The sequence below is a fragment of the uncultured Mediterranea sp. genome (assembly GCF_902493215.1).
Classification (GTDB): domain Bacteria; phylum Bacteroidota; class Bacteroidia; order Bacteroidales; family Bacteroidaceae; genus Bacteroides.
Window position 1 is genome coordinate 35368 of sequence record NZ_CABUOL010000015.1, and the last position, 26055, is coordinate 61422.

General features: G+C 52.2%; 21 protein-coding genes, 1 tRNA gene, 1 pseudogene and 1 riboswitch. Of the genes and pseudogenes, 10 read left to right on the plus strand and 13 right to left on the minus strand.

The window, feature by feature from the left end; all coding sequences use genetic code 11:
* From RDO88_RS09755 to RDO88_RS09765, 3 genes are read right to left on the minus strand one after another with little or no spacing between them, the layout of a single operon-like run.
* The gene (locus tag RDO88_RS09755) at positions 1 to 1323 is read right to left on the minus strand and encodes a hypothetical protein (protein WP_307759183.1); all 1323 of its coding nucleotides are present in this window, start codon (positions 1321 to 1323) and stop codon (positions 1 to 3) included.
* A gap of 53 nt (positions 1324 to 1376) precedes the next feature.
* Positions 1377 to 2639 (minus strand): hypothetical protein, encoded by a 1263-nt coding sequence (locus RDO88_RS09760; RefSeq protein WP_307759184.1) that lies wholly within the window; start codon positions 2637 to 2639, stop codon positions 1377 to 1379.
* Positions 2626 to 3357: a type III pantothenate kinase gene (locus RDO88_RS09765; RefSeq protein WP_307759185.1), complete on the minus strand. Its 732-nt coding sequence runs from the start codon at positions 3355 to 3357 to the stop codon at positions 2626 to 2628. Before RDO88_RS09765 ends, RDO88_RS09760 begins: the two co-directional genes overlap by 14 nt.
* A 305-nt stretch (positions 3358 to 3662) precedes the next feature.
* Here RDO88_RS09765 and sppA point away from each other — a divergent pair, with 305 nt between their 5' ends.
* From sppA to RDO88_RS09790, 5 genes are all read left to right on the plus strand, one after another.
* A complete protein-coding gene (gene sppA / locus RDO88_RS09770; protein WP_307759186.1) occupies positions 3663 to 5435 on the plus strand; it encodes a signal peptide peptidase SppA in 1773 nt (590 codons plus the stop codon).
* 16 nt (positions 5436 to 5451) lie between these two features.
* Positions 5452 to 6564: a tetraacyldisaccharide 4'-kinase gene (gene lpxK, locus RDO88_RS09775; protein WP_307759187.1), complete on the plus strand. Its 1113-nt coding sequence runs from the start codon at positions 5452 to 5454 to the stop codon at positions 6562 to 6564.
* Positions 6521 to 7330: a purine-nucleoside phosphorylase gene (locus RDO88_RS09780; protein WP_204968790.1), complete on the plus strand. Its 810-nt coding sequence runs from the start codon at positions 6521 to 6523 to the stop codon at positions 7328 to 7330. The genes lpxK and RDO88_RS09780 overlap by 44 nt, the downstream gene beginning before the upstream one ends.
* Positions 7331 to 7364: 34 nt before the next feature.
* The gene (gene thiL / locus RDO88_RS09785) at positions 7365 to 8447 is read left to right on the plus strand and encodes a thiamine-phosphate kinase (protein ID WP_307759188.1); all 1083 of its coding nucleotides are present in this window, start codon (positions 7365 to 7367) and stop codon (positions 8445 to 8447) included.
* Positions 8448 to 8572: 125 nt separating this feature from the next.
* A tRNA-Phe gene (locus tag RDO88_RS09790) sits at positions 8573 to 8645 on the plus strand.
* A 157-nt stretch (positions 8646 to 8802) separates the two neighbouring features.
* Here RDO88_RS09790 and RDO88_RS09795 read toward each other — a convergent pair.
* The 3 genes and pseudogenes from RDO88_RS09795 to RDO88_RS09805 form a co-directional block, all read right to left on the minus strand.
* Entirely contained in the window at positions 8803 to 10065 is a 1263-nt protein-coding gene (locus tag RDO88_RS09795) for an Hsp70 family protein (RefSeq protein WP_307759189.1), read from the minus strand.
* Positions 10066 to 10326: 261 nt separating this feature from the next.
* Positions 10327 to 10392: riboswitch (Fluoride riboswitch) on the minus strand.
* A gap of 209 nt (positions 10393 to 10601) precedes the next feature.
* Positions 10602 to 11234, minus strand: a pseudogene (locus RDO88_RS09800) (HAD family hydrolase); the annotation flags it as partial.
* 17 nt (positions 11235 to 11251) lie between these two features.
* Positions 11252 to 12430, minus strand: a complete 1179-nt coding sequence (locus RDO88_RS09805; RefSeq protein ID WP_307759190.1) for a PatB family C-S lyase — start codon at positions 12428 to 12430, stop codon at positions 11252 to 11254.
* 147 nt (positions 12431 to 12577) lie between these two features.
* Between RDO88_RS09805 and RDO88_RS09810 the strand changes: the two genes are divergently transcribed.
* Positions 12578 to 13330, plus strand: a complete 753-nt coding sequence (locus RDO88_RS09810) for a hypothetical protein (protein WP_307759191.1) — start codon at positions 12578 to 12580, stop codon at positions 13328 to 13330.
* The gene (locus RDO88_RS09815; RefSeq protein ID WP_307759192.1) at positions 13327 to 14352 is read left to right on the plus strand and encodes an agmatine deiminase family protein; all 1026 of its coding nucleotides are present in this window, start codon (positions 13327 to 13329) and stop codon (positions 14350 to 14352) included. Before RDO88_RS09810 ends, RDO88_RS09815 begins: the two co-directional genes overlap by 4 nt.
* A gap of 288 nt (positions 14353 to 14640) precedes the next feature.
* Here RDO88_RS09815 and RDO88_RS09820 read toward each other — a convergent pair whose 3' ends face one another.
* Positions 14641 to 15255, minus strand: coding sequence for a type II CAAX prenyl endopeptidase Rce1 family protein (locus RDO88_RS09820; RefSeq protein ID WP_307759193.1), 615 nt, complete (start codon positions 15253 to 15255; stop codon positions 14641 to 14643).
* Positions 15252 to 16145, minus strand: a complete 894-nt coding sequence (locus RDO88_RS09825; protein ID WP_307759221.1) for a UbiA family prenyltransferase — start codon at positions 16143 to 16145, stop codon at positions 15252 to 15254. Before RDO88_RS09825 ends, RDO88_RS09820 begins: the two co-directional genes overlap by 4 nt.
* Before the next feature lie 140 nt (positions 16146 to 16285).
* On the opposite strand from RDO88_RS09825, the gene RDO88_RS09830 reads away from it, so the two are divergent.
* Genes RDO88_RS09830 through RDO88_RS09840 form a run of 3 tightly spaced genes read left to right on the plus strand, consistent with a single transcriptional unit; the run spans position 16286 to position 19562 of the window.
* Positions 16286 to 17083, plus strand: a complete 798-nt coding sequence (locus RDO88_RS09830; RefSeq protein ID WP_307759194.1) for a Cof-type HAD-IIB family hydrolase — start codon at positions 16286 to 16288, stop codon at positions 17081 to 17083.
* Positions 17084 to 17143: 60 nt separating this feature from the next.
* Positions 17144 to 18892 (plus strand): AAA family ATPase, encoded by a 1749-nt coding sequence (locus RDO88_RS09835; RefSeq protein WP_307759195.1) that lies wholly within the window; start codon positions 17144 to 17146, stop codon positions 18890 to 18892.
* Between the two features lie 55 nt (positions 18893 to 18947).
* Positions 18948 to 19562: an L-threonylcarbamoyladenylate synthase gene (locus tag RDO88_RS09840; RefSeq protein WP_307759196.1), complete on the plus strand. Its 615-nt coding sequence runs from the start codon at positions 18948 to 18950 to the stop codon at positions 19560 to 19562.
* Positions 19563 to 19666: 104 nt separating this feature from the next.
* Here the strand turns inward: RDO88_RS09840 and nagB are convergent, their stop codons facing one another.
* The 5 genes from nagB to RDO88_RS09865 form a co-directional block, all read right to left on the minus strand.
* Positions 19667 to 20479, minus strand: a complete 813-nt coding sequence (nagB, locus tag RDO88_RS09845; RefSeq protein WP_021846653.1) for a glucosamine-6-phosphate deaminase — start codon at positions 20477 to 20479, stop codon at positions 19667 to 19669.
* A gap of 112 nt (positions 20480 to 20591) precedes the next feature.
* Positions 20592 to 21791, minus strand: coding sequence for a flavodoxin domain-containing protein (locus RDO88_RS09850; RefSeq protein ID WP_307759197.1), 1200 nt, complete (start codon positions 21789 to 21791; stop codon positions 20592 to 20594).
* A 62-nt stretch (positions 21792 to 21853) separates the two neighbouring features.
* On the minus strand, positions 21854 to 22783 hold the full coding sequence (locus tag RDO88_RS09855) for a TIGR01212 family radical SAM protein (protein WP_307759198.1): 930 nt from the start codon (positions 22781 to 22783) through the stop codon (positions 21854 to 21856).
* 93 nt (positions 22784 to 22876) lie between these two features.
* The gene (locus tag RDO88_RS09860) at positions 22877 to 23812 is read right to left on the minus strand and encodes a BF3164 family lipoprotein (RefSeq protein WP_307759199.1); all 936 of its coding nucleotides are present in this window, start codon (positions 23810 to 23812) and stop codon (positions 22877 to 22879) included.
* Between the two features lie 643 nt (positions 23813 to 24455).
* Positions 24456 to 26054, minus strand: coding sequence for a sulfatase/phosphatase domain-containing protein (locus RDO88_RS09865; RefSeq protein ID WP_307759200.1), 1599 nt, complete (start codon positions 26052 to 26054; stop codon positions 24456 to 24458).
* Position 26055: the final 1 nt, after the last annotated feature.

A 26055-nucleotide genomic window follows, 5' to 3' on the forward strand; every position in this document is an offset into this window, starting at 1 on the left:
TTATCTGATGGTTGTGCTCTCACCGATCCAACCTTCAACAGTGATGCGGTCGCCAGTCTTGTAACCCAACATGAAGAGGTCTTTAGTTTCGGGCAAGTGTGCAGAGTAAGTCTTGATCAGCTCATTGGCCTGATCGGCTACAGAAGGATCTACCGACTTGGCTTTCTGAAGCTTGTCGAGAACTACATAATAAGTACACTTGTTCAGAGCAGGTTCGTCGTTCCAACGAGGATTGGAGCCGTAAGCCTGAGCCAGGAGGATGTAAGCGTTACCATAGTTTTCGTTGAAGCTGATGGCTTTGTAGCAATAGCTGCGTACCTGAGCCCATTTTTTGGCAACGAACATGGCACCAGCGGCAGCATAAGCCATTTCGGCTTTCTTCGCATTGTCTGTTTCCATACCCATAGCCTCATCGAAATACTTAACGGCTGTTTCGTAGTCACCCTTCTTGTATGCCTGATAACCGCAACCTACAGCTGCATCGGCAGTCGGGTCAATCTTGTACATATAGTAAGATGCCTGGAAATAGGCTTCGCTTTCTGTACACTTCATCATCTTCAGTACATTGATGGCTTTCTTCAGGAAAGTGGAATCATTCTGATTGGCTTCTACCTGAGGACCATAGATTTTCTGCAAAGACTCGCAATCGGCTACACCACTGTTGATAAAGATAGCGTCAACTGTTTGCTTCATCTTCTCCAGATTGCCTTTCTTGGCAGCATTTGTTTCAGCAGCAAGTGCATCATTCAAGAACTTGCCTACATTGAGGTAATCCTGGAAGAACTGTTCAGTATGAGTGGCATCAGCTTTTACGATGCGCATGGAAGCGTCCATAAAGTAATAGAAGATGGGGCTCCAGGTTTCTGCCTTGTCAGTCTCGACAGACTCTTTCAACCAAGCATAAGCCTGCTTCACATCAGGTTTCGGAGCATAAGTCAGATAATCGATAGCCTTACGTCCCAAAGCTCCGGCTACAGAATAGGTCAATCTGGTACCTTTAGCCGTAAATTCGGGCATATATTTCATCTTCTGATCGTGTACAAACATCAGTTCATCGAAATACTTCTTGTATTCGGCGGAGTTACGGTCCTTGATAGGTTTCATCAAAGCGCCCAAGATGTCTTCCGCATCTGTAAATGTATAGAATCTCAGTGTCGGACATTCCTTCAACACCGCCATACAGGGGAGATAGGCATCCTTGTAATTTTTAGCCTTTACAGCTTCGTGAGAGATACTGCTGTTGGCATTACAGTCGTTTTGTGCGTAAGCGCCGGCTGCTCCACCCGAAAGGAGCAAGACCGCTACAAGCGTCTTAATTTTCATTGTATTTAAAATTTTTAGTTGTTATACTTTGTCTATTCAATGTCTTCATCTTATTAATCTACCTTGCGTTTGAAGAACCAGCGTTCATTGAACGTGATTCCCACTACAATCCGCAATGTGTTTTCGTCGACAAACGAAACAGTCGAGCCGTTGGTCTTCGCATACTGTGCCGTCACGCTCACCATCGAACCTGTACGGGGCAGAGGCAATCCAAAACCAGCCGACACTCCGAACTCCTTGGCCGCCCGCTGTCCTGCTATCTTATAATAGGGCAACGAATAGTAGGCGCCTACGCGATACTTGACATGGCTCAGATAGCTGCGCCCCAACAGATTGGGGATATATTCGGCTCCGACTCCTATCTTCATGCGAGAGCAGAAGGCATTGTCGTCGTTCAGGTAAGACACCTTGTCCCATTGCTGCATCATGAAGTCGGCTCCCACCGTCAGGCGTCTGTCGTACACGTATGCCAGACCTACACCCAAAGTCATCGGCAAACCGAAAGTTGCCACCGAGTCGCGCGAGGAATAAGTGCTGCCCGTTGTGGTATTCCCTATTGTCTCACCGATAACGGTTGTATTGTGCAAGTCGTGTCCCGGCGAGAAAACAGCACCCAGTGTCAGCGCATTTTTCTTTCCCCAATGCTGGGTATATTGGACGCCCAAATCCAGCTTATAGCTCTTGATACCCGTGTTCAACACCTTCGTATAAGGGAATTTGGTTGCATCCGAAGGGAACGACAGATACGACGTTCTCGTGATGTCTCCCCAAAGGTACGAAATATTTGCGCCAATAGAAAGATTTTTAAATATTTTAAAACCTAAGCCCATGTAAGCCTGATGCAGACCTCCTTCACCCGAATAGGTAACCGAGCTCGAATTGGCCGAATTGTTCTCGTCTTCACGATACTCGCTCATGCTATAGCCTACATTGGAGAAAGGCACGACGCCGGCGCTCATACCGCACCATTTAGCCAGACGGAACTGCATGGTGATATAGTCGAAACTGGAGTTCTTGGCATTCTGCTTCAACGTCCCGTTGCTGAAGTTGGTATTCTGCAACGACACGGCTCCGTCGAAAATGAACGTCAGCGAGTCGACCGCCGTATAGGAAGCCGGATTGGCATAGTTCACTTGCGAACCGTCACGCAGGCCATAGGCCACACCACCCATAGCCTTGCTGTTGCTCGAGCCCTGGTCCGACAAATGGCCGTATCCATACCGCGTATAAGGTGAATTCGTATTGTTTTGGGCCACTACTGCCCCGGACAGCATGCCGAGTAAAAGCGCCAAGAGTGTCAGTCTATATCCTGTCATTATTGTATATCAATATTCGGTTTAATCCTTTCAACACTAAAAATTTGTCTGCAAAGATGATACTTTTTAAGTTTGTATCAAAAGAAAATTCGTCGCCCCCCGTTAAAAAAACCAAAAGTGCGGGATATTTCTTCTTCAGTTCCCGTATATAGCCCTGCATTTCATATTCGATGCCCCGAAGCACTCCGCCGCGGATGGCCGTTTCCGTATCCTTTCCCATCGGCAGCAGGCGGCCTTCGGGAGCCACCAGCGGAAGGCGGCCCGTAAAGCAGTTCAGCGCCTTGAAGCGCATCTGCAAGCCGGGCGAAATGTTGCCTCCATGATAACGGCCGGCCGCATCGACCAGTTCGTAGGTGATGCAGGTACCTGCATCGATTACCAGAATGTCCTTGCCGGGAAAGCGGTCGGCAGCCCCCACAACGGCGGCCATACGGTCGTAACCCAGCGTACGAGGCGTTTCATAAAGGTTCTCCACAGGGAGAGGAGTGTCGGCTCCCAGCCTCAGCAAGGGGCAGGGCAGTTCGGCCAAACGCGCTTCGGCCTCGTCCGTCAGGTCGATGACCGTGGCCACGATGGCCTTCTCTATGGGATAGCGGCGGCAGACATCGGGCAGCGACTCCAACGTACGGTTGGAGTCGTAGGTCACATCCAGCAGTTCCGTCCCCTCGAACAGGGCTATCTTGGCCGCCGTATTTCCTATATCTATAATCAGATTCACAGTCTTCTTTATTTTTCGGGTGCAAAGATACGACTTTATTCCATTATTCCGCACAACGGAAAGCAATGCATTCGCAAGCGGAAAGCACTGTTTTCCGCTCCGCAAAGCAATGCTTTCCTGCAAGCCCTGCCACAAGCCTCTCCAGCCAAGCCCCTGAAAGAGACTGACGACACAGATATTTTTCTGCCGAAAGACCGACATTCTTGTGACAAAACAAAAAAGATAGCGACAGATAGGGAAAATATCAACCTTATTATTTATCTTTGTTAGCTTGAAAAAGTTAGCAAATAAACGAAACTACCAATATGAAAGATTTCTTCAAATTTACCTTCGCGACCGTCACGGGTATCATCCTGTCCTGCGTCGTGTTGTTCTTCGGGGGCATCCTGATACTGTTCAGCGCCCTGGCCTCCTCGGAAGCCGAAACGCAAGTAAGCGCCAACTCCGTTATGATGCTCGAGCTGAAAGGCGAACTGAGAGAGCGCAGCCAGTCGGTTCCCTACGAATCGCTGCTCAGCGAAGATTATCAGGTATATGGGCTGGACGACATCCTCTCGTCCATCCGCAAGGCCAAGGAGAACGATAATATCAAGGGAATCTATCTGCAACTCAGCTACCTGACCGCCGGCTATGCCGCCATCGAAGAGATACGCAACACGCTGCTCGACTTCAAGGAAAGCGGCAAGTTCGTCGTGGCCTATGCCGACAACTACCAGCAGAGCCTGTACTACCTGGCCAGCGCGGCCGACAAGGTGCTGATGAATCCCAAAGGTTCGCTCGAATGGCGGGGCATCGCCTCGACTCCCGTCTTCTACAAGGACTTGCTCGAAAAGATAGGCGTCGAGATGCAGATTTTCAAGGTGGGCACCTACAAGTCGGCCGTCGAGCCCTTCATCGCTACCGAAATGAGCCCTGCCAACCGCGAACAGGTGACGGCCTACATCAACTCCGTATGGGGCGCTGTGACCGAGGCTGTATCCGAGTCGCGCAACGTCAGCACAGACAAGCTCAACCAGTATGCCGACAACATGATTATGTTCGAGCCTTCGGAAGAGACTGTGAAATGCGGCCTGGTGGACACCTTAATATATAAGAACGACGTACGCGACTACCTGAAGCCCCTGGCCGGCCTCGACAAGGACGACGACCTGCCCGTATTGGGATTGCAGGACATGGTGAACGTACGCAAAACCCAGCCGAAGGACAAGAGCGGCAACATCGTGGCCGTATACTACGCCAGCGGCGAAATCGTCGACTACGAAAGTTCGTCGTTCAGCGACCAGCCCACCATCATCCCCTCCAAGGTCATCCGCGACCTGCGCCGCCTACAGGAGAATGACGACGTAAAGGCCGTTGTGCTCCGCGTCAACTCGCCCGGCGGAAGTGCCTACGGCTCCGAGCAGCTGTGGTATGCCGTCAGCCAACTGAAGAAAGAGAAGCCCGTCATCGTCTCCATGGGCGAATATGCCGCCTCGGGCGGATACTATATGTCGTGCAATGCCGACACCATCGTGGCCGAGCCCACTACCCTGACAGGCTCCATCGGCATCTTCGGCATGTACCCCAACGTAAAGGGACTGACCGACAAGCTAGGTCTTGACTTCGATGTAGTGAAAACCAACGCATACGCCGACTTCGGCGCTACCGGCCGCCCCATGAACGAGGGCGAGAAGGCCCTGATGCAGAAGATGGTAAACCAGGGCTACGACCTCTTCCTGACCCGCTGCTCCGAAGGACGCGGCATTGCCAAGGAAGAACTGGACAAGATTGCCCAAGGCCGCGTATGGACGGGCAGCACCGCCAAGGAACTGGGCCTCGTCGACGAGCTGGGCGGATTGGACCGTGCCCTGGAGATTGCCTGCCAGAAAGCCGGCATCGATGGCTATACCATCGTATCCTATCCGGCCAAGCAGACGTTCCTCGAGATGCTGATGAACACCAATCCGGGCACTTACCTCAAGTCGCGCTTCCTCAGTGGCAAGGCTGGCGAACTTTACCGCCAGTTCAGCATTCTGGAGAACTTCGACAAGCGCGACCGCATCCAGGCACGCCTGCCCTTCGAACTGAATGTAGAATAATACCGCTCCTGTACAGATGACAGAACGTACCGTCCCCATACACCGCTGGCTTCTCCCCCTCTCATGGATTTATGGAGGGGGAGTATGGCTCCGCAACAAGCTCTTCGACTGGAAGATTCTTCAGTCGAAGAGCTTTGACGTCCCTGTCATCTGCATCGGAAACCTGACCGTAGGCGGTACGGGCAAGACGCCCCACACGGAGTATCTGATACGGTTGTTGCAACAGGCAGGACTGAACGTCGCCGTACTGAGCCGCGGCTACAAGCGTAAAAGTAAAGGCTATATACTGGCAGACGCCCATAGCAATGCCACCCGGATAGGCGACGAACCCTATCAGATGAAAGAGAAATTCCCTCAGGCACGCATAGCGGTCGATGCCGACCGCCGCCATGGCATCAGCCAACTGCTGGAGCTGGACAATCCCCGCCCCGACGTCATTCTGCTGGACGATGCCTTCCAGCACCGCTACGTGCAGGCAGGCCTGAACATTCTGCTGACCGACTACAACCGCCTGTTCACCGAAGACAGCCTGCTGCCCGCAGGACGGTTGCGCGAACCCGCCTCGGGCAAGACCCGCGCACAGATAATCATCGTCACCAAGTGTCCGCAAGACATCAAGCCGATCGACTTCAACATCACAGGGAAGCAGCTCAACCTGTACCCCTGCCAACAGCTTTACTTCACACGAATACGCTATGGCATGCCTGTAGCCGTATTTCCACAAGCCGTGGCCGACCGTCCTTTGTCCAAGGTACTGAGCGGTGAGGAGCATGTGCTCCTCGTCACCGGCATTGCATCGCCGCAACCGCTGGTCGAAGAAGTAAGGCTCTACGCCAAGACCCTCAGACAGCTCTCGTTCTCCGACCATCACGACTTCAGCGAGAAAGACCTGAGGCTCATCGAAAAAGAATTTTCACAAATGGAGGGATGCCAGCGTCTCATCATCACAACCGAGAAAGACGCGGCACGGCTCAAGGCCCATCCAGCATTGAGCGAAGACCTGAAGCCCTACATTTACGCCATCCCCATCGAAGTGGAAATCCTATTGAACCAACAAGAATCCTTTAACCAAAACATTATTGGCTATGTTAGAAAAAATTCAAGAAACAGCAGCTTACCTCAAAAGTAAGATGCACACGCAACCCGAAACAGCTATTATCCTCGGCACCGGTTTGGGAAGCCTGGCCGGCGAAATCACCGAGAAGTATGAAATAAAGTACGAGGATATCCCCAACTTCCCCGTCTCGACCGTCGAAGGGCATAGCGGAAAGCTCATCTTCGGCAAGCTGGGCAACAAGGACATCATGGCCATGCAGGGCCGCTTCCACTACTACGAAGGCTATTCGATGAAGGAAGTGACCTTCCCCGTACGTGTCATGCGCGAACTGGGTATCAAGACACTGTTTGTGTCCAACGCCAGCGGCGGCACCAACCCCGCCTTCGAAATCGGCGACCTGATGATCATCACCGACCACATCAACTACTTCCCCGAACATCCTCTGCGCGGCAAGAACATCCCCTACGGTCCCCGCTTTCCGGACATGAGCGAAGCCTACGACAAGGAACTCATCCGCAAGGCCGACGCCATTGCCGCCGAAAAAGGTATCAAGGTGCAACACGGCGTTTACCTGGGCACACAGGGCCCGACATTCGAAACGCCTGCCGAATACAAACTCTTCCACATCCTGGGAGCCGACGCCGTCGGCATGTCCACCGTGCCCGAAGTCATCGTGGCCAACCATTGCGGCATCAAGGTCTTCGGCGTATCGGTCATCACCGACCTGGGTGTCGAAGGCAAGATTGTAGAAGTGTCGCACGAAGAAGTTCAGAAGGCAGCCGACGCCGCCCAACCCCGCATGACCGAAATCATGCGCGAACTCATCAACCGTGCTTGAGACGAACCATACCTTTATATATAAATAAGTAAAGATGAGAACAGAAATAGCTACCCTCGGCGAGTTTGGCCTCATAGACCATCTGACCGAGGGCATCCAACCTCGAAACGAATCGACCCGCTACGGCATCGGCGACGATGCCGCCGTGCTCTCCTATCCTGCCGACAAGGAAGTGCTGGTCACCACCGACCTCCTGCTCGAAGGCGTACACTTCGACCTGACCTACGTGCCTCTGAAGCACCTGGGCTACAAGGCCGCCGTGGTCAACTTCTCCGACATTTACGCCATGAACGGCACTCCCAAACAGATTACCGTCTCACTGGGACTGTCCAAACGCTTCTGCGTGGAAGATATGGAGGAGCTGTATGCCGGCATCCGTCTGGCTTGCGAGGCCTACCATGTGGATATTGTGGGCGGCGACACCTGCTCGTCCTACACGGGCCTCACCATCAGCATCACCTGCATCGGCGAAGGTGAGAAGGGAAAGACCGTCTATCGCAACGGGGCCAAGGAGACCGACCTGATATGCGTCAGCGGAGATTTGGGCGCAGCCTATATGGGCCTCCAGCTGCTGGAGCGCGAGAAAGCCGTACTGAAAGGTACCGACAAGGACGTACAGCCCGACTTCGCCGGCAAGGAATACCTGTTGGAACGCCAGCTCAAACCCGAAGCCCGCAAGGACATCATCGAGCGGTTGCGCGAAGCAGGTGTGCAGCCCACGGCCATGATGGATATCTCCGACGGTCTCTCGTCCGAACTGATGCACATCTGCACGCAGAGCAAGGTGGGTTGCCGCGTTTACGAGGAACACATCCCCATCGACTATCAGACGGCAGTCATGGCCGAAGAATTCAACATGAACCTCACGACCTGCGCCCTGAACGGAGGCGAAGACTATGAACTGCTGTTCACCGTGCCCATCGCCGACCACGAAAAGGTGGCCGACATGGAAGGTGTCAAACTGATAGGCCACATCACCAGACCCGAACTGGGTTGTGCCCTCATCACCCGCGACGGCCAGGAGTTCGAACTGAAAGCCCAGGGATGGAATCCGCTGAAAGACGGCGGGAACACCACCTGTTCAGCCGAAGAAGAAACCTCCGAAGAGGAAAAATAAAAAATATTTCATGCATTAAACACTGGCTATAAGGCAGATAGGCCTCAGCCAGTGTTTTTTTATTCTCCGACTGCTTGCAGAATCCAAAACTTTCACTACCTTTGCAACCGCAAACCTGAAACGATGGTGTCATAGCTCAGTTGGTAGAGCAAAGGACTGAAAATCCTTGTGTCCCCGGTTCGATTCCTGGTGACACCACGAAAAAAGAAGCGACCAATTACTTGGCCGCTTCTTTTTATGTCTTTGTACTATCCTGAAAAAGGGTCAACGTAAAAACCTGAGGGATTCGTTGGATCAACGTAAAAGCCTTCTATTATCAGTATTTTCACAGCCACAATACTATCGGATAAAACACCTATATCTTACTTAGTGACAAGCCATAGGCCACACTATGGAAAGTGTCACCGTAATGAACATTCCCTACCCCAAACATATTGTCGAAAATACTTCTTATAGGTCTGGAAAGACTACTTCCACCTGTAAGATAGACCGAATCTATACATTCTTTCCCATATCCAGACTCTTCCATCATCTTCTCAATATACAGCTTTATTTTTGTGATGTGATTTCCAATGATTTCTTCATACTCATTGAAAGTAATTTGCTCACAAATCTCTATATCAGGTTTTGTAAAATGAAACCCAGTATGGTTTTCATCCGACAAAGTAATCTTAGAGGCTTCTATTTCCTTGAATAAAGAATACACATAATTATTGTCGATTAGAGTCATACAATTTACAATTTTAGGACTACCTCCTGAAAACACATAATATTTGTCCATCATTTTACGTGCCTTCGATTCTTTAAGAAGAAAACTTCTTTCCCAATTTCTCAGTTCCCGATACAACGTATTGGGAATTTCTATATATTTATCGTATGACTTATATTCAACACCTCTTCCCAACAATGGTGTCACCTTATGCCACATAATTTCAGAATCGAACACATCACCTCCAATATACAATCCACCATGTGCCAAAATATCCCTACTTCTATCTTTTAGCAGGGTTCTTTCCGGAGAAAGTCGTACGATACTGAAATCTGAAGTACCTCCCCCAAAGTCAGCCACCAATACTACCGACTCCTTAATAAGATTCTGCTCGTACGAAAGGGCCGCAGCTATTGGTTCGAGTTGTAATTTTACGTCCTTGAACCCAGCATTGTATGCAGCAACAAGCAAACGTTTTACCGCAGTATTTTCTTCTTCCACCTTTTCCGAAAAAATGGCAGGACGCCCCAATACGACCTTATCTATACAGAATCCAAGATATTCTTCAGCCTTAAGTTTCAACTCCCTAATAATGTAAGTCACCATCATGTCCGGTGTTACTTTTTTACCGTTAATCCATGTAAATAGAAACTTGTCTTGCTTGAGTAAGGTCTTTACAGACTTTAACAATCTACCTTTCATTTCATCTTCCACATATTTTTCCTCAGCATTCTTACCAACATAACAAGTATCTGTATCTGATTCAGGAAAATATAATATTGATTGTACAGAATATGTATAAATTTCCTCTCCTGTTGACAAGTTTGTTATGGAAATAACTGAATTTGATGTTCCAAAATCCAATCCACAAGAAATATTGTCCCTTTCCATATCCAAGAAATTATTCATCTTTATTTTTATTTCAATTTCTATATTTTAATAATGAAGATTCAAGACCTATAAAAGTCCTACAGCGTAAGCAATAATAAGAAGACACTTGAGTATGTATCCCCCAATAATCTGTTCCAGTTTAGTCAAATTGATATTACGTTAATTCTCTCATTCATATATCTGCCCAATAATAAAACATATAAAAAGTGGAAGGCAAAATGACAGAATATGACGAGGATACAGCAAAATAATTCCTGTCAATTCTTGTCAAAGAACCAACTCACAACAGGAACTATCAGCTTTTTCAGCGGTTTATAACAGGGAAGTCCCATTCCCTTCTTTTAAGAGGATGCAAAAATAATGTTTTATCAGATTCCTCGCAAACTACGGTTGCCTAAATTATATATTGTTTTATTTTCATGTATAAAGAGAAAAAGAAAGAGCCGTATCCTAAGTCAAAACAAAGTTCGATACGTCTCTTTCTATTCCTATAGTTATCACAAGGTGATTTTCAGAATGCCCCTACTCAGATTGAGATACAACCTTTTATATTAAACCAGCTCCTCCAGACTTGCCATAATCAGCCGATGGGGATAGGCAGAGAGTTCTTCTGCCGTCGTAACGCCGTGGGTGACGCCGCCAAAGCCGACACCGGCCGCCTGAGCCGTCTCGGCATCGACCACACTGTCGCCCACGTAAAGCACCTCTTCCTTGCCGGCCTGCAGACGATTCAAGGCCATCAGTACACCCTCGGGCGAAGGCTTGGCCGTCTTTACATCCTCACCCCCTACAATGAGGTCGAACACATCGTCCAGCCCTCTGTCCACCAGCAACTCGCGGATGCGGTAACGGTATTTGGTCGAGATGATGCCCAGCCGCGCCCCACCCGCCTTCAGACGGCGAAGCACCCCCTCTACTTCAGGGAAGAGCACCGTGTTGGCCGTCATGCAGGCATCAGCTTCCTTTACATACTGCCGCTTGAACTCGGCCAGACGGTCGGCATCGGTTACCCCCGTCATCAGGGCAAAGGACTCTTCCAGCGTCTTGCCGATGGTACGCTTGATGTCGTCGTCCGTGGGCGAAGTGTATCCGTGGCGGTCCAGCACGCAGCGATAGCACATGACAATCCCCCGCGAAGAATCGGCCAGGGTATAGTCGAAATCGAACAGATATACTTGATATTCCATATTCCTTACTTGACAGGTTACTGCATGTTGACGGCCATCTCCAGTTGTTGCAGGGCCTTGCGGAGCTGCTCGCGCGGACAACCCACGTTGAGTCTCATGAAACCACGGCCCGGCTCACCGAACATGGTACCCGAGTTCAGTGCCAGACGGGCCTTGTCGGCAAACAGCCGTTCCAGTTCCTCCTGACTGAGTCCCAAGGCACGGCAGTCGAGGAATATGAGGTAGGATGCCTGCGGACGTATCATGCCGATGGAAGGAATGTGTTCCTTCAGATAGGCTTCGGTGAAGTCGATGTTGCCCTGAATGTAGGCCAGCATCTGCTCCAGCCACTCCTCTCCGTGCTCGAAGGCAGCCTTGCAGCCGATGTAGGCGAAGAGATGGCCCTCGCAGAACTCGCCTGCCTCCATAAATTCGTTGAAACGCGCACGCAGGCCGTCATCCGGGACAATGGCAAAGGAGCTCTGCACGCCGGGCATGTTGAATGTCTTGCTGGGTGCCATGAAGGTGACACAATTGGAGGCAGCCGCTTCGCTCACCGAGGCAAAGGGATGATGCTTGTAGGACGGCAGGGTGAGGTCGGCATGGATTTCGTCGGAGATGACCAGCGTACCGCTTTCCTTGCAGATGTCGGCTATCCGGCGAAGTTCGTCCACCGTCCACACACGTCCGCCAGGGTTGTGAGGATTGCAGAGGATGAGCGCACGGCAGCCCTGCACGTCGCAGCGCAGGCGGTCGAAGTCGATGTGGTAGTGCCCGTCGCGCAGGTCGAGCGGCGAACGCACCACTTCACGCTTCAGCCGTTCGGTAACGAGAAAGAAGGGATGGTAGACGGGCGTCATCACCAGCACCTTGTCGCCCGGCCGCGTAAAGCAGAGCAGAGCAAAGGCCTGTCCGCGCACGATGCCCGGCACAAACGTCAGCCAGTCGGGCCGCACTGCCCACTGATGGCGCTTCTGCAACCAGCGGCAGATAGTGGTGTCCCAGCCCTCGCAGGCCGATGTATAGCCCAGCACCTCGTGCTCCAGCCTGCGGCGCAGGGCATCCATCACAAAGGGGGGCGTACGGAAGTCCATGTCGGCCACCCACATGGCCGTCAGGTCGTTGTGCCCCCATACATTCTTCATGCCGTCCCACTTCACCGAATCGGTGCCGCGACGGTCAATCATTTCGTCGAAATTATAAATCTGTTGTTTCATATAAATGAATGTAATTGTATATTACGGAACCAAGAACGGTTAATTGTTACAAATATACAGCATTCTTTGAAAACAAAGGGTATCCATCTAAACGCAAAAGTACTATATTTGTACAAACTTAATATACGTTCATTTAAACTAAAACTTATGGAAAAGTTAGAAAACTTGCTCAATTTAACCGACAAAGACATCTGTCTGCAATCCATAGAACAAGAATTTTCATCAATCGCAAGAGAACTGATGGAACACTATTGCATACTGCAAAAAGGTATTTTTCTCCCCAACAGAGCAGCTTCACCAATAGATGTCGAATACAGATTTCTGGAAATAGAGTTTTACTATATCAACCCCAACCATCCAGATACTAAAGAAGATGGAAAAACACCCTTCCCATACCCCAGAAACTGTGCAAAAGGAGGAGTTTATTTCTTACACTCCAGCGGTACAGATATCTGTTTCAAAGGGAAAGTGGGCAATACACTGGAAGAATGTACCGAAGGAGGAGGAGGAATCCTAATCCGAACCCTTCTAAGAACAGAAATTATTGATAAACAGAGGAGTGAAAGTAGTATCGTTACAGGACCATGGGATTGTACTGATGCTCTATTCAACTATACAGACCACAATTCCTTTCCGCAAATCGTACCGCTTCAGGAAGCACACGAAAATCTCAAACTTAGTTGGGCAAAACGGTGCAATGACCCAGGAGTATACAAAGAAAAAGGATATTGTGCTTATGATGCATTCTATCAAACAGGCAACCAATGGGGATATGCCAACACTTTCTTCAAACGCTACGATCCTCTATCAACAACAATAAAAGCCAACAATTATACATTCAAGCCCTGGAACAGACAAATCCCAACCAATACGAACCCTTCAGCCGAAAACAAAATATGATAACAGAACAATATAAGGATACTGTATTCTTTTCAAACTTATTTGCCAGACATTATCCTCTAGAATACAAACAAATCAAACAAATTCTACAACAAAACCATGTTCGTTCAGGTCTGCTATACAATACCGCCGACTATTGGTGCAGAGATTACATGCCTGTCCAGCGATACTACAATGACTTTGTACAATTCAAATATTTTCCAGACTATCTGCAGGGAAAGGAGCCATACAGAACAGACTCTACACCTGTTATACAATCTCTAAAACTTAACTTCCATTACAACCAGTCTCCACTGAATATAGACGGAGGAAATATCGTGTCATGCGAGCAGAAGCAACAAGAAACATCCCACGTTCCGAAGCTCAAAAGCGACATAATCATGACCGAAAAGATTTTCAAAGAGAACCCTAGCTTTACACGCCAACAGGTAATGGAGGAATTATGCAAGACATTTCCCGACGACGACATAATACTGATACCTTGGGATAAAGAAGACATCTGCGGACATACAGATGGAATAGTACACAACATCGGAGACGGGAAAATACTGGCAAACCTCAATCTGTATCCTCAAGCCATCGCCAAGGAGATGAGAAAAAGGTTTGAAGCGAGATTCGATGTCGTAGACTTGGAAATAAGCAAATATCATGAAAACAGCTGGGCGTACATCAACATGTTACAGACACGTGACATTATTATCGTACCTGGTCTGGGACTGCCACAAGACAAAGAAGCTTTAGAACAAATCAGAAAACTCCATCCGTCATACGAAGACAGAATTTATCAAGTCAACATTGCAACTATCATCAAAGAATGGGGAGGAGGTATAAATTGCATGACATGGACTGTCAGCAATGAAATGTCAAAGCTACATCACACAAATGAACTTGACAAAAGATTTAAAGTAATAGTCAATCATCCCAATATCCATGCACTGTCTTGGGAAGATATTTCATTTGCAGGCAACTATCAACCCACACTGCTACCTTATGAACTTGACAAACTATATTTCGGCTTTTAAATCCGTTAAAACAAAACGGTCAATCATTTCGTCGAAATTATAAATCATGTTCCTTTTACTTTAGCCTCTTTCCCGTCGGGAAAGCCATATATTTTACACATCAGTTAACTACCTCATTACCAGCAAAAAGAGTTTCTACCCATTTCACTCAGGCGAGGAAACACTTTCTCTCCTATAGAGAAAACATTTCTCCCATAGAGAGAAAGCCTTTCCCTTTTAAAGGGAAAAGTCTTCCCATCGGCAGGGAAAAGGTGTGCCATACGGGAAAATCCGTCCTTTCCTCCGCTTTCAGATGGGAAACCATACGAACACCGCCACATCCCAAACGGCATGCGACACGATAATGGCCCCCAGTCGCCGGGGAAACAGACGGTACAGACCGCCCCACACCACGCCGGCCACGGCGGCAGCCATCACCAACATGAAGTTGCACGAAGCGGCATGTACCAGCGCATAGACTAACGTCGTGACCGCAAAGCCCGCATCGGGGCTCCAACGGTCGGAGAGGGTGCGCTGCACGTAGCCGCGCCAGAAGATTTCCTCCGCCGGGCCTATCAGCACCAGCATCAGCAGGGAGAGCAGCCAGAGCGATTCGCCCTCCTTCATGCCGTATATCAGGTCGACCTGCGGACGGGCGAAATCGAAAAGCCACGACGAGACCTTGTCGCCCGTCCAGAAGATGCCCCACAAGGCGGCGGCAATGCCCACGCCTGCCAGCACCTCGCCCCAGCCGAAACGGACGGCATGCCACCAGCCGCGGTTGAAACAGGTGGAAAGGATGGAAAGCGTGAGGGCCGAAGCCGTCATCATCCACCAGAAGTTGACATACGGCGCCGTCAGGGGCGAGAACATCACCGCCCACAATACGGCGGCCAGCACGACGGTAAAGACCAGTTTCTTCATGACAACACGCGGGCTAATACGAACGACAACGTCAGAAGCAGGCTGAACAACAGCTGGAGCTTGGCCGTCAGCTCATCGAGGCGCGAGATGCCCTCCATGCCCCGCACGGAGTAGGAAGACATGAGCCGCACATTGCCCACGGCAGGTACCAGCGCCGGAAGCACCAGCAACGTCCACCAGGGGAAGATACCGGCGGCCGCACATCCCGCAATCCACACGAAGGGGAACAGCACTTCCACGTAGTAGACCGCCATGGAGGCTTGTGCCCCCACCGTCATGGCCAGCGTGCGGATGTCGGCCCGCACGTCGGTTGTAATGTCGCGCGTGTTGTTGGCGTGCAGGATGGCTACGGTAATAAGTCCCACGGGGACACCTGCCCACATGGTCGTCCAGTCCATCACGCCCGTGGCCACATAGGCCGTGCCCAGCATGGGCAGCAGGGCATAGGCCACGAAGATGACCACGTCACCCAGCGCCCGGTACTTCAGCGCCGGATAGAGCAGCGTGCAGGCCGCTCCGCCTATACCTATATATAATAAAGGAAGCCCCGTCCGTACCAGCAGTCCGATGCCTGCCACCAGCGCCACCACAAGCAGCGAGAGCGAAAGGCGGAAAATCTCCTGCGGACGGAAGAGGCCGCCCGTCAGCGTGCGCACGCCGTGGGTGTCTTCGCGGTCCACACGGTGCTTGTAGTCGAAGTAGTCGCTCCACGTATTGCCTGCGGCATGAAACACGATGATGTTGAGCAGCGCCCACACACCGTTTGTCCAGTTCACGTCTTGCTGCATCCAGTACAGGAAGGCCAGCGTCACCGCCACGGGCATTGCCGAAGCGGGAAACGACCAGGGGCGCACGGCCACCAGCCAGTCTTTCAGGGAATGTTTGTTCATCATAAAAAAAGAATAGTTAATTGGTTAGGACGTGCAAAGGTACGAAATATCTTTGCCATTTCCCGAAAAAGGGAAGAGAATGCGTTGGATTATTCCACCTAAAATCTTTAATTTTGTACCCCGTATTAAGCAATGAGCCAATGACCAAAGCACTGTTTTTCGACATCGACGGAACGCTCGTCAGCTTCCGTACCCACGAGATACCCGCCTCGGCCGTCGAGGCATTGTCGGCCGCCAAGGCCAAGGGGCACCGCATCTTCATTGCCACCGGCCGCCCGCGCGTCATCATCAACAACCTGGGTCCCCTGCAGGAGCGGGGACTGATAGACGGTTACGTCACCATGAACGGTGCCTACTGCTTCGTGGGCGATGAGGTAATCTACAAGAGTGCCATCCCCACCGAAGACGTCCGTACGCTTACCGGCTACTGCGCCCAGCGGAGCATCCCCTGTATCGTGGTGGGCGAGCACACCATCTGCGTCTGCCAGCCCGACGAACGCGTGCAGCAGATCTTCCACGAACACCTGCGGGTCACTGCCCCCATCCCCGACACGCCCCTCCACGAGGCCATCGACGGCAAGGAAATTTTCCAGCTGACGCCCTTCCTCGACGAAGCGCAGGAGGCGGAAATTGCGCCTTCCCTCACCTGTTGCGAGATGGGACGCTGGCATCCGGCCTTCGTCGATGTCACCGCCCGCGGCAACACCAAGCAACGGGGCATCGACGAAATCATCAGCCACTTCGGCATCCGCCTCGAAGACACCATTGCCTTCGGCGACGGCGGCAACGACATCCCCATGCTGCGCCACGCCGGCATCGGCATCGCCATGGGCAACGCCCGCGACGAAGTGAAGGCCGCCGCCCGCTACGTCACCGACACGGTGGACGAGGACGGAATTGCCAAAGGCATAATGAAGTTGTTAGCGGTTAGTGGTTAACGGTTAGTAACTAACCACTACATACTAACCACTAACCGCTAACAACTAACCGCTGACAACTTGCCCTCCTTCCTCCCCGACACCAGCAACCGTGAGTTTCAGGACGCCCTGAACCTCGTGAAGTACACCCGCCAGTCGCTCTTCCTGACGGGGAAGGCTGGTACGGGCAAATCGACCTTCCTGCGCTACGTCTGCGACAACGTGCGCAAGAAGCACGTCGTGCTGGCCCCCACAGGCATCGCCGCCATCAACGCGGGTGGGAGCACCCTGCACAGCTTCTTCAAGCTGCCTTTCCATCCCCTGCTGCCCGACGACCCCAACCTGAGCCTGCAGAAGGGGCGCATCCACGAGTTCTTCAAGTACACCAAGCCCCACCGCAAGCTGCTCGAGGAGCTGGAGCTGGTCATCATCGACGAGATTTCGATGGTGCGGGCCGACATCATCGACGCCGTCGACCGCATCCTGCGCGTCTACAGCCACAACCTGCGCGAACCCTTCGGCGGCAAGCAGCTGCTGCTCGTGGGCGACGTCTTCCAGCTGGAGCCTGTGGTGAAGGCCGACGAACGCGACATACTGAACCGCTTCTACCCCACGCCCTACTTCTTCTCGGCCCGTGTCTTCAGCCAGATAGAACTGGTGTCGGTCGAGCTGCAGAAGGTGTACCGCCAGAGCGACCCGCAGTTCATCGGCGTGCTGGACCACATCCGCAACAACACCGCCGGTGCCGCCGACCTCCAGCTGCTCAACACCCGCTACACCACGGCTGCCGAACCCGTCGATGCCGACGACCTCTACATCACCCTGGCCACCCGCCGCGACAACGTGGACTACATCAACGAGCGCCGCCTCAAGGAGCTGCCCGGTCAGCCCGAAAGCTTCCTCGGCGAAGTGCACGGCGACTTTCCCGAAAGCAGCCTGCCCACCTCGCAGGAACTGGTACTGAAGCCCGGCGCACAGGTCATCTTCATCAAGAACGACTACGAACGCCGGTGGGTGAACGGCACCATCGGCGTGGTGAGCGGCTTCGACCTCGACAGCGAGACGCTCTACATCACCACCGACGACGGCCGTGCCTGCGACGTACGCCGCGAGACGTGGCGCAACATCCGCTACACCTACAACGAAGAGAAGAAGCAGATTGAGGAAGAAGAACTGGGTACGTTCACCCAGTTTCCCGTCCGTCTGGCATGGGCCATCACCGTCCACAAGAGCCAGGGACTGACGTTCAGCCGCGTGGTCATCGACTTCACGGGCGGTGTCTTTGCGGGCGGGCAAACTTATGTGGCCCTGAGCCGCTGCACCTCGCTCGAAGGCATCCGTCTGAGAAAGCCCGTCAGCCGTGCCGACGTCTTCGTCCGCCCCGAAATCGTACAGTTCGCCGAACGCTTCAACAACCGCCAGGCCATCGACCGCGCCCTGAAGCAGGCACAGGCCGACGTGCAATATGCCGCCGCAGCCAAGGCCTTCGACTACGGCGACTTCGACACCTTCCTCACGGAGTTCTTCAAGGCCATCCACTCGCGCTACGACATCGAGCGCCCCGCCGCCCAGCGCCTCATCCGCCGCAAGCTAAACGTCATCAACCGCCTGCGCGAAGAAAACCGTGCCCTGCGTGCCGCCGCCCTCGAAAAGGAGAAGACCCTCGTGAAGTTTGCCCGCGAATACATCAATATGGGCGACGAATGCCTGAAGCACGACATGCGCGAAGCCGCCCTGCGCAATTATGAGAAAGCCGTGGCCCTCTGCCCCAAATTCAAGGAGGCATGGAAGAAAATCAAGAAACTGGAAAAGGAAATGCGGAAGGAATAGGTACAGGCAAGGGAAAAAATCCGTATTTTTGCAGAAACCAAGCCTCTAAAATGCTATGCTTCTGAAACTTTACAACAAGAACAACAACCCTGCCGACCTGCAACGGGTAGTCGACCTGCTGAACGACGGCGGCCTCATCATCTATCCCACCGACACCATGTATGCCATCGGATGCCACGGCCTGAAGGAACGTGCCATCGAGCGCATCTGCCGTCTGAAAGACATCGACCCCAAGAAGAACAACCTCTCCATCATCTGCTACGACCTGAGCAGCATCAGCGAGTATGCCAAGGTGGACAATACCACCTTCAAGCTGATGAAGCGCAACCTGCCCGGCCCGTTCACCTTCATCCTGAACGGCACCACGCGCCTGCCCAAGATTTTCCGCAACCGCAAGGAAGTAGGTATCCGCATGCCCGACAATCCCATCATCCAGGAAATAGCCCGCCTGCTGGATGCTCCCATCATGACCACCACTCTGCCTCATGAGGAGCACGACGACATCGAATACGTCACCGACCCCGAACTGATTGACGAGAAGTGGGGCGACACGGTAGACCTCATCATCGACGGAGGCATCGGAGGTACGGAAGGTTCTACGGTAGTGGATTGCACGCAGGGCGAAGCGGAGATTATACGCCAGGGAGCCGGATGGCTGGAGGAAGGATAAAAAAATGAAGAATGAAGAATATCGGCTTCGCCTCCGAATGAAGAATTATTCCGTACGCTTGGAAATCCTTCATTCTTAATTCTTCATTCTTCATTTAAAAAGTTTTACTTCAGCAGTGACTCGGGATCCAAGTGGTCGGCCTCGATGTCCTTGAAGTAGCGGTATGTACCCACTTTCAGTTCGTCGGTAGCAGCATCGTCGCAGATGATGATACCCTTCTCGTGCATCTGCAGGGCACTGATGGTCCACATCTGCATCACAGGACCTTCTACGGCATGATACAGGGCGCGTGCCTTGTTGTGGCCATTCACAATGATCATCACTTCCTTGGCGCTGAGCACAGTGCCTACACCTACGGTCAGGGCTGTCTTGGGCACCTTGTTCACGTCGTTGTCGAAGAAACGTGAGTTGGCGATGATGGTATCCGTAGTCAGCGTCTTCTGACGGGTGCGAGAAGACAGGGAAGAACCCGGCTCGTTGAAGGCAATATGTCCGTCGGGACCGATACCGCCCATGAAGAGGTCGATACCACCGTACGACTTGATTTTCTCCTCGTAGCGGGCGCACTCGGCGTCGAGGTCGGCAGCATTGCCGTTCAGTATGTTGGTATTCTCCGGCTTGATGTCGATGTGGCTGAAGAAATTGTTCCACATGAAGGAATAGTAGCTTTCAGGATGTTCCTTCGGCAGACCTACATATTCGTCCATGTTGAAGGTAACGACATTCTGGAAGGAAACAAGTCCCTTCTTGTTCAGGTCAATCAGTTCCTTGTACATACCCAGGGGTGAAGAACCTGTGGGGCATCCCAGTACAAAGGGTTTCTCTGCCGTAGGATTGGCGGCCTTGATCTTCGCAGCTACATAATGAGCTGCCCACTTCGATACGGATTGGTAATCCGGCTGAATGATTAGTCTCATGTCTGATCAATTTTTATAAGGTTAGTAATAATAGTAATGATGAATGGTTAATGGCAAATGGTAAATATCCGTCCGGATGGTTACTCACCGCCAACCACTAACCGTTAACCGCTTATTTCCGGTCCTTCTTCAGGCGGTCGGCCATGGCGCGGGCCAGGTTCTCACACTGTTCGTAGGTAATCTCCTTCATGGCCTGCTTCATTTCCACAGGGTCGCCCACTATTTCCAGCTTGCTCTTCTCGGCAAACTCGGCGATGCGCTTCACGGCTGCACCTGCCCATGTGAACGAACCGAACCAGCCCAGATAGCGTCCCTTTACCTCGCGCACCAGTATCTTGGAGAGGAGCGAGTCCACTTCGGGATAAATCTGGTTGCTGTACGTGGGGCTGCCCACAATGAGCCCGCGATATTTGAAGATATCTTTCAGGATGTACGAAGGATTGCTCTTGCTTACGTTGTGCATCACAATGTTCTTGATGCCCTGTGCTGACAGTTCGGCGGCAATGGCTTCGGCCATCTGCTCCGTATTGCCGTACATGCTGCCATAGACGATGACCACACCCTCCTCGGCCTCGTAGCGGCTCAAGCGGTCGTAAACACCTACCACACGGGCGATGTTCTCTGTCCACACCGGTCCGTGGGTCGAACAGATGGTCGTGATGGGCAGGTGTCCCAGCTTGGCCAGTGCCTTCTGCACGGGGTTGCCATACTTGCCCACGATGTTGGAGTAGTAGCGCACCATCTCTTCCCAATACTTGTCCAGATTGATGCGTGTGTCGAGGAAACCGCCGTCCAGCGTGCCGAAGCAGCCGAAAGCGTCGCCGGCAAAGAGGATGCCTTCGGTTTCGTCGAAAGTCATCATCGTCTCGGGCCAGTGTACCATCGGTGTCAGGTAGAATTTCAGTTTATGGTGGCCCAGGTCGAGCATCGACTCGTCCTTCACCTCGTAGCGGTCGCCCGTCACGCCATAGTAACCCTCGATCATGCCGAAGGTCTGCTTGTTGCCCACGATGACGATGTCGGGGTAGTGCTGCTTGATGAGGCGGATGGATCCCGAGTGGTCGGGCTCCATGTGGTTGATGATGAGGTATTGGATGGGGCGGTCGCCGATGATGCAGCGTATCTTGCGCAGATACGTCTCGAAGAAGCAGGCATCTACGGTGTCCACCAGTGCCACAATGTCGTCGTCTATCAGATACGAGTTGTAAGAAACGCCGTAGGGCAAAGGCCACATTCCTTCGAAAAGGTGCTTGTTACGGTCGTTCACGCCTACGTAATGTACTTTTCCTTTAATCAATGTTTTCTGGTTCATACTTTGATCGTCTTATTTGGATTCATTCCAGTCTTGATACATGGTGCAAAAATACGATATTTTTATTGATTATACAACTTTCCCTGCCAGGCGTCCAGTTCTTTCATTCTTTTTTGCAGGCGGTGGTTGAATTCGTAGTTTTTCAGCCCCCAGTCGGGTGCGATGAGCAGTTCTTTGGGCGACTGTGACACGAATCGTTCCAGCACCAGGTCGGGGCGCAGACGCTGGATGTAGTCCACCACCAGCGCGATGTACTCGTCCACGTCATGGAACAGGTGGAAGTTTTCGGGCCGCTCCTCGTACTCGCGGGCCATGCGGGTACCGCGTATCAGTTGCAACTGGTGCAGCTTCAGGGTATCGAGGGGCAGACGCGAGATATCTGCCGCCTGACCCAATATATCCTCGCGCAACTCGCCGGGCAGCCCCAGAATGACGTGCCCGCCTACGGGCAGCCCGCGGGCGGCCGTACGCTCCACAGCGTCCACCGCCGCCTGCCACGTATGTCCGCGGTTGATGCGGCGCAGGGTGTGGTCCAGCGTACTCTCGATGCCGTACTCCACCAGCACGAACGTCCGCCGGGCCAACGCTTCCAGGTAATCCAACAGGGCGTCGGGCATGCAGTCGGGACGTGTACCGATGACCAGCCCCACCACGTCGTCCACCGCCAGTGCCTCTTCATACTTGCGCTTCAGCGCCTCCAGCTCGCCATACGTGTTGGTGTAGGCCTGGAAGTAGGCCAGATACTTCATTTCGGGATACTTGTGCGCAAAGAAGCGTTTCCCTTCCTCCAGCTGTACGGATACCGATTTCTCCGTACGGCAGTATTCTGGGTTGAACGTCTGGTTGTTGCAATACGTGCATCCGCCGTAGCCCACCGTCCCGTCGCGGTTGGGGCACGTGAAACCCGCATTGATCGAAATCTTCTGCACCTTGCCGGTGAAGAACCGCTTCAGAAAAGTCGGGAAATCGTTATAGCGTATTTTTGTTTCCATCCATTCTTGTTATAGACAGAGACCAAAGGTAGACAAAAACAGACAAAGAGCCAAACATCCGAACCGGAATATAATACCGGAAATGCCATCCGTTCAATCATCGCCCCAGCCGAAAGTATATATTTCCGCCTCATTCTCGGCAAACACGCCATAGATGGTCCGCCTGTCCTCATCCACCACAAACGAACTGACCAAACGGTCCAGGAGCCATTGCGCCAACGGTGTTCCTTCCCACGAAAATACCTGAATGGAAGGAAGACACTTCCGGCTATAGATTTCTTCGGGCTTCATATCCAAGTTCAAGGTATAGATATGATCCTGTGTTGCATAGACCGACAGTGTATGGATCCGCCGTTCATCAGATGCAACAGGAATCTGCGGGTCTTTGGGAGCAATGTCCAACAGAATGTCATGCAGAATATTTCCGGAACGGTCGATGATGCGGAAACGGCGGTCGGACACATAGAAAGAGGCGAAGCACTCTCCTGAAGGACGGGCTGCGGTCAATCGTTCATACGCCTGATTACGGGCCAATACACTTCCGAAACGTTCTTCGGTTTCCGGATAATCAACTTTCTGCTCCTGACTTCCGTCCGGATGGATAAAAATATATTCTTTGGAATCTTCGTGGTCGGCTTCACAGACGTACAAAGAATCGGCCAGCATCATCAAGCCGTTGTAATAGCTACGCTGTACAGGAAGCGGATGGACGGAAATGACTGGTTTTCCCGATTCAAAAGAGATGGACTTCAACTTGTCCATATCTGTCACAAAAGTCTTCCCCGCATGCTGGCCCGCAAATTGCCCTACAGGCAACTGAAAATCTTCGGGACCTTCACCCAATACGCCAAAACTGTACAGATACCGGAAATCGTTACGGTCGAACACCTGAAAGCAGGTATCCATCTTGTCATTGAAAACGACCAGACGGGAACCGTCCAGGAACAACCCTCTCGGATACAGCATGACAGGAGGGATGGAATGCACCTGGGCGACCAGCGTATCCGTCGTTTCAAAAGAAGTATACACATGGGTAGCGGTTTGACGGGAACAGGAACAAAGCCCGACGATACAAAAGAAAAGAATTAACTTTTTCATACCATATCTCAAATATATAGAAATAACATCCAACAAAATCTATCAGACAAATCTCCCAACACTTCAACTACTTTACATAGCAGCATACTACATCCCAATCACTTACCTTCGGATAGGCCTCTGCAAAAAACAATGCACACGCGGCACCAGCCAGCAGGCAAACATAAAAAGGAAGTCTTCGGTTTTTCATCTATACTCACGCTATTTTCATTGCAAAAATAAGAAAAAAACTGATTTCAACCATTTCTTCATCCACACTTCCAACCTGCACGGACGAATCAGAAGAAAGACAAGCCCTATCCTAACAAGCAGGAGCGACCTTTTTCCTCCCCTTTCCCCGAGTGAGGGAATGTTTTTCTCTTTAAAGGGGAAAGGCTTTACCTTTGAAAGGGAAAGGTCTTCTCCTTTAAAGGGAAAAGGTTTCCCCTATTTTAAGAAGGCTATAGAAAGTTTTTCCCCGTTTTGGAAAGGTGCATAGAAAAACCCGCTACCGGAGGTATGAACCATCCGGTAACGGGCATCTATTTATTCTTACAGCAATCCTGCGGAAACGGTTCCGGCTGTGCCGCAGAGACTATTTCTGCCGGGCCTTTGCCGCCTGAAGTTTCTCCTCAATAGGGTCCTTGTACTGGGCCTGGAGTTTCTTCAGCTCGGCGTGCAGCTCGCGGGTCACTTCCTCGTAGCCCGGCTTGCCATAAAGGTTGTTCATTTCCTTGGGGTCTTCCTGGAGGTCGTAGAGTTCCCACTCGTCGATGTCGTTGTAGAAGTGGATGAGCTTGTAGCGCTCGGTACGCACACCGTAGTGGCGCTTCACCATGTGCTCGGCGGGATACTCGTAGAAGTGGTAGTAGAGCGACTTGCGCCAGTCGGCCGGCTTCTCGCCTCGGAGCAAGGGCAGCAGAGAGACGCCCTGGATGTCGTCGGGGATGGGTGCTCCGGCCAGGTCGAGGAAGGTGGGCGCGTAGTCGATATTCTGCACCAGCTGCGGGATGTCGCCACGCGTCTGGAAGTCCTTGGGCAGACGCATCACGAGCGGCGTGCGCATGGACTCTTCGTACATGAAGCGCTTGTCGAACCAGCCGTGCTCGCCCATGTAGAAGCCCTGGTCGGAGGTGTAGACCACGAGGGTGTTGTCCAGCAGGCCCTGCGCCTCCAGGTAGTCGAGCACACGGCCCACGTTGTCGTCGAGCGACTTCACCACCTTGGCATAGTCGCGCATGTAGCGCTGGTACTTCCATTCGGCCAGCTCGCGTCCCTGCGGGTTCTTCTTGTAGAACTCCTCGATGATGGGTGCGTAGAAAGCATCGTACTGGGCACGCTCTTCGGGCGTCAGACGGCCAATGAAGGCTTCATAAGTTCCCTTGAGCGGAGTCTTGAGATCCTTGCGGTACATCTTCGTATCGTACATGATGTCCATATCCTTCCAGATGCTCATCTCCTGCGCAGCGGCGGCCGGACGGCCCTCGTAGTCGTCATAGAAGTTGTCGGGCATGGGGAAAGTCTTGTCCTCGTAGAGGGAGAGATACTTCAGCTCGGGCAGCCAGTTGCGGTGGATGGCCTTGTGGTGGATGAAGAGGCAGAAAGGTTTGTCCTTGTCGCGCCGGTTCTCCATCCAGTCGATGCTCTTGTCGGTGATGAGGTTGGTCAGATAACCTTTCTCCGTGACGGTATCGTTCTGCATGGTGATGAAGCGCGGGTTGTAGTAGTCGCCTTGGCCGGGCAGGATTTCCCAGTAATCGAAGCCGGTGGGCAGGCTTTCGAGGTGCCACTTGCCGACGATGACCGTCTGGTAGCCCGCCTGCTGGAGCAGCTTGGGCATGGTCTGCTGGGAGCCGTCGAACACGCAGGTGGTGTTGTCCGTGAAGCCGTTGGCATGGCTGTGCTTGCCCGTAATCATGCAGGCACGGCTGGGACCGCTCAGCGAGTTGGCCACGAAGCTGTTGGTGAAGCGCACACCGTCGGCGGCGATGCGGTCGAGGTTGGGCGTCTCGATGTAGCGGCGGTCGTAGCAGCTCATCATCTGCGCCGTGTGGTCGTCGGTCATGATGTAGACGATGTTGTAGGGCTTGGCCTCGGCCTTCTTCTGCGCGGAGCAGGACGAAAGGAGGGGCAACACGGCTGCCGTGCCCGAAAGCGAGCACAGCAGCGAGGTGGAGAGGTGGAAATGCTTCATC

Coding starts and splice junctions, on each gene's coding strand:
- RDO88_RS09755 (WP_307759183.1), bottom strand. CDS start 1,323: ATGAAAATTAAGACGCTTGTAGCGGTCTTGCTCCTTTCGGGTGGAGCA.
- RDO88_RS09760 (WP_307759184.1), bottom strand. CDS start 2,639: ATGACAGGATATAGACTGACACTCTTGGCGCTTTTACTCGGCATGCTG.
- sppA (WP_307759186.1), top strand. CDS start 3,663: ATGAAAGATTTCTTCAAATTTACCTTCGCGACCGTCACGGGTATCATC.
- lpxK (WP_307759187.1), top strand. CDS start 5,452: ATGACAGAACGTACCGTCCCCATACACCGCTGGCTTCTCCCCCTCTCA.
- RDO88_RS09780 (WP_204968790.1), top strand. CDS start 6,521: ATGTTAGAAAAAATTCAAGAAACAGCAGCTTACCTCAAAAGTAAGATG.
- thiL (WP_307759188.1), top strand. CDS start 7,365: ATGAGAACAGAAATAGCTACCCTCGGCGAGTTTGGCCTCATAGACCAT.
- RDO88_RS09795 (WP_307759189.1), bottom strand. CDS start 10,065: ATGAATAATTTCTTGGATATGGAAAGGGACAATATTTCTTGTGGATTG.
- RDO88_RS09805 (WP_307759190.1), bottom strand. CDS start 12,430: ATGAAACAACAGATTTATAATTTCGACGAAATGATTGACCGTCGCGGC.
- RDO88_RS09810 (WP_307759191.1), top strand. CDS start 12,578: ATGGAAAAGTTAGAAAACTTGCTCAATTTAACCGACAAAGACATCTGT.
- RDO88_RS09815 (WP_307759192.1), top strand. CDS start 13,327: ATGATAACAGAACAATATAAGGATACTGTATTCTTTTCAAACTTATTT.
- RDO88_RS09820 (WP_307759193.1), bottom strand. CDS start 15,255: ATGAAGAAACTGGTCTTTACCGTCGTGCTGGCCGCCGTATTGTGGGCG.
- RDO88_RS09825 (WP_307759221.1), bottom strand. CDS start 16,145: ATGAACAAACATTCCCTGAAAGACTGGCTGGTGGCCGTGCGCCCCTGG.
- RDO88_RS09830 (WP_307759194.1), top strand. CDS start 16,286: ATGACCAAAGCACTGTTTTTCGACATCGACGGAACGCTCGTCAGCTTC.
- RDO88_RS09840 (WP_307759196.1), top strand. CDS start 18,948: ATGCTTCTGAAACTTTACAACAAGAACAACAACCCTGCCGACCTGCAA.
- nagB (WP_021846653.1), bottom strand. CDS start 20,479: ATGAGACTAATCATTCAGCCGGATTACCAATCCGTATCGAAGTGGGCA.
- RDO88_RS09850 (WP_307759197.1), bottom strand. CDS start 21,791: ATGAACCAGAAAACATTGATTAAAGGAAAAGTACATTACGTAGGCGTG.
- RDO88_RS09855 (WP_307759198.1), bottom strand. CDS start 22,783: ATGGAAACAAAAATACGCTATAACGATTTCCCGACTTTTCTGAAGCGG.
- RDO88_RS09865 (WP_307759200.1), bottom strand. CDS start 26,054: ATGAAGCATTTCCACCTCTCCACCTCGCTGCTGTGCTCGCTTTCGGGC.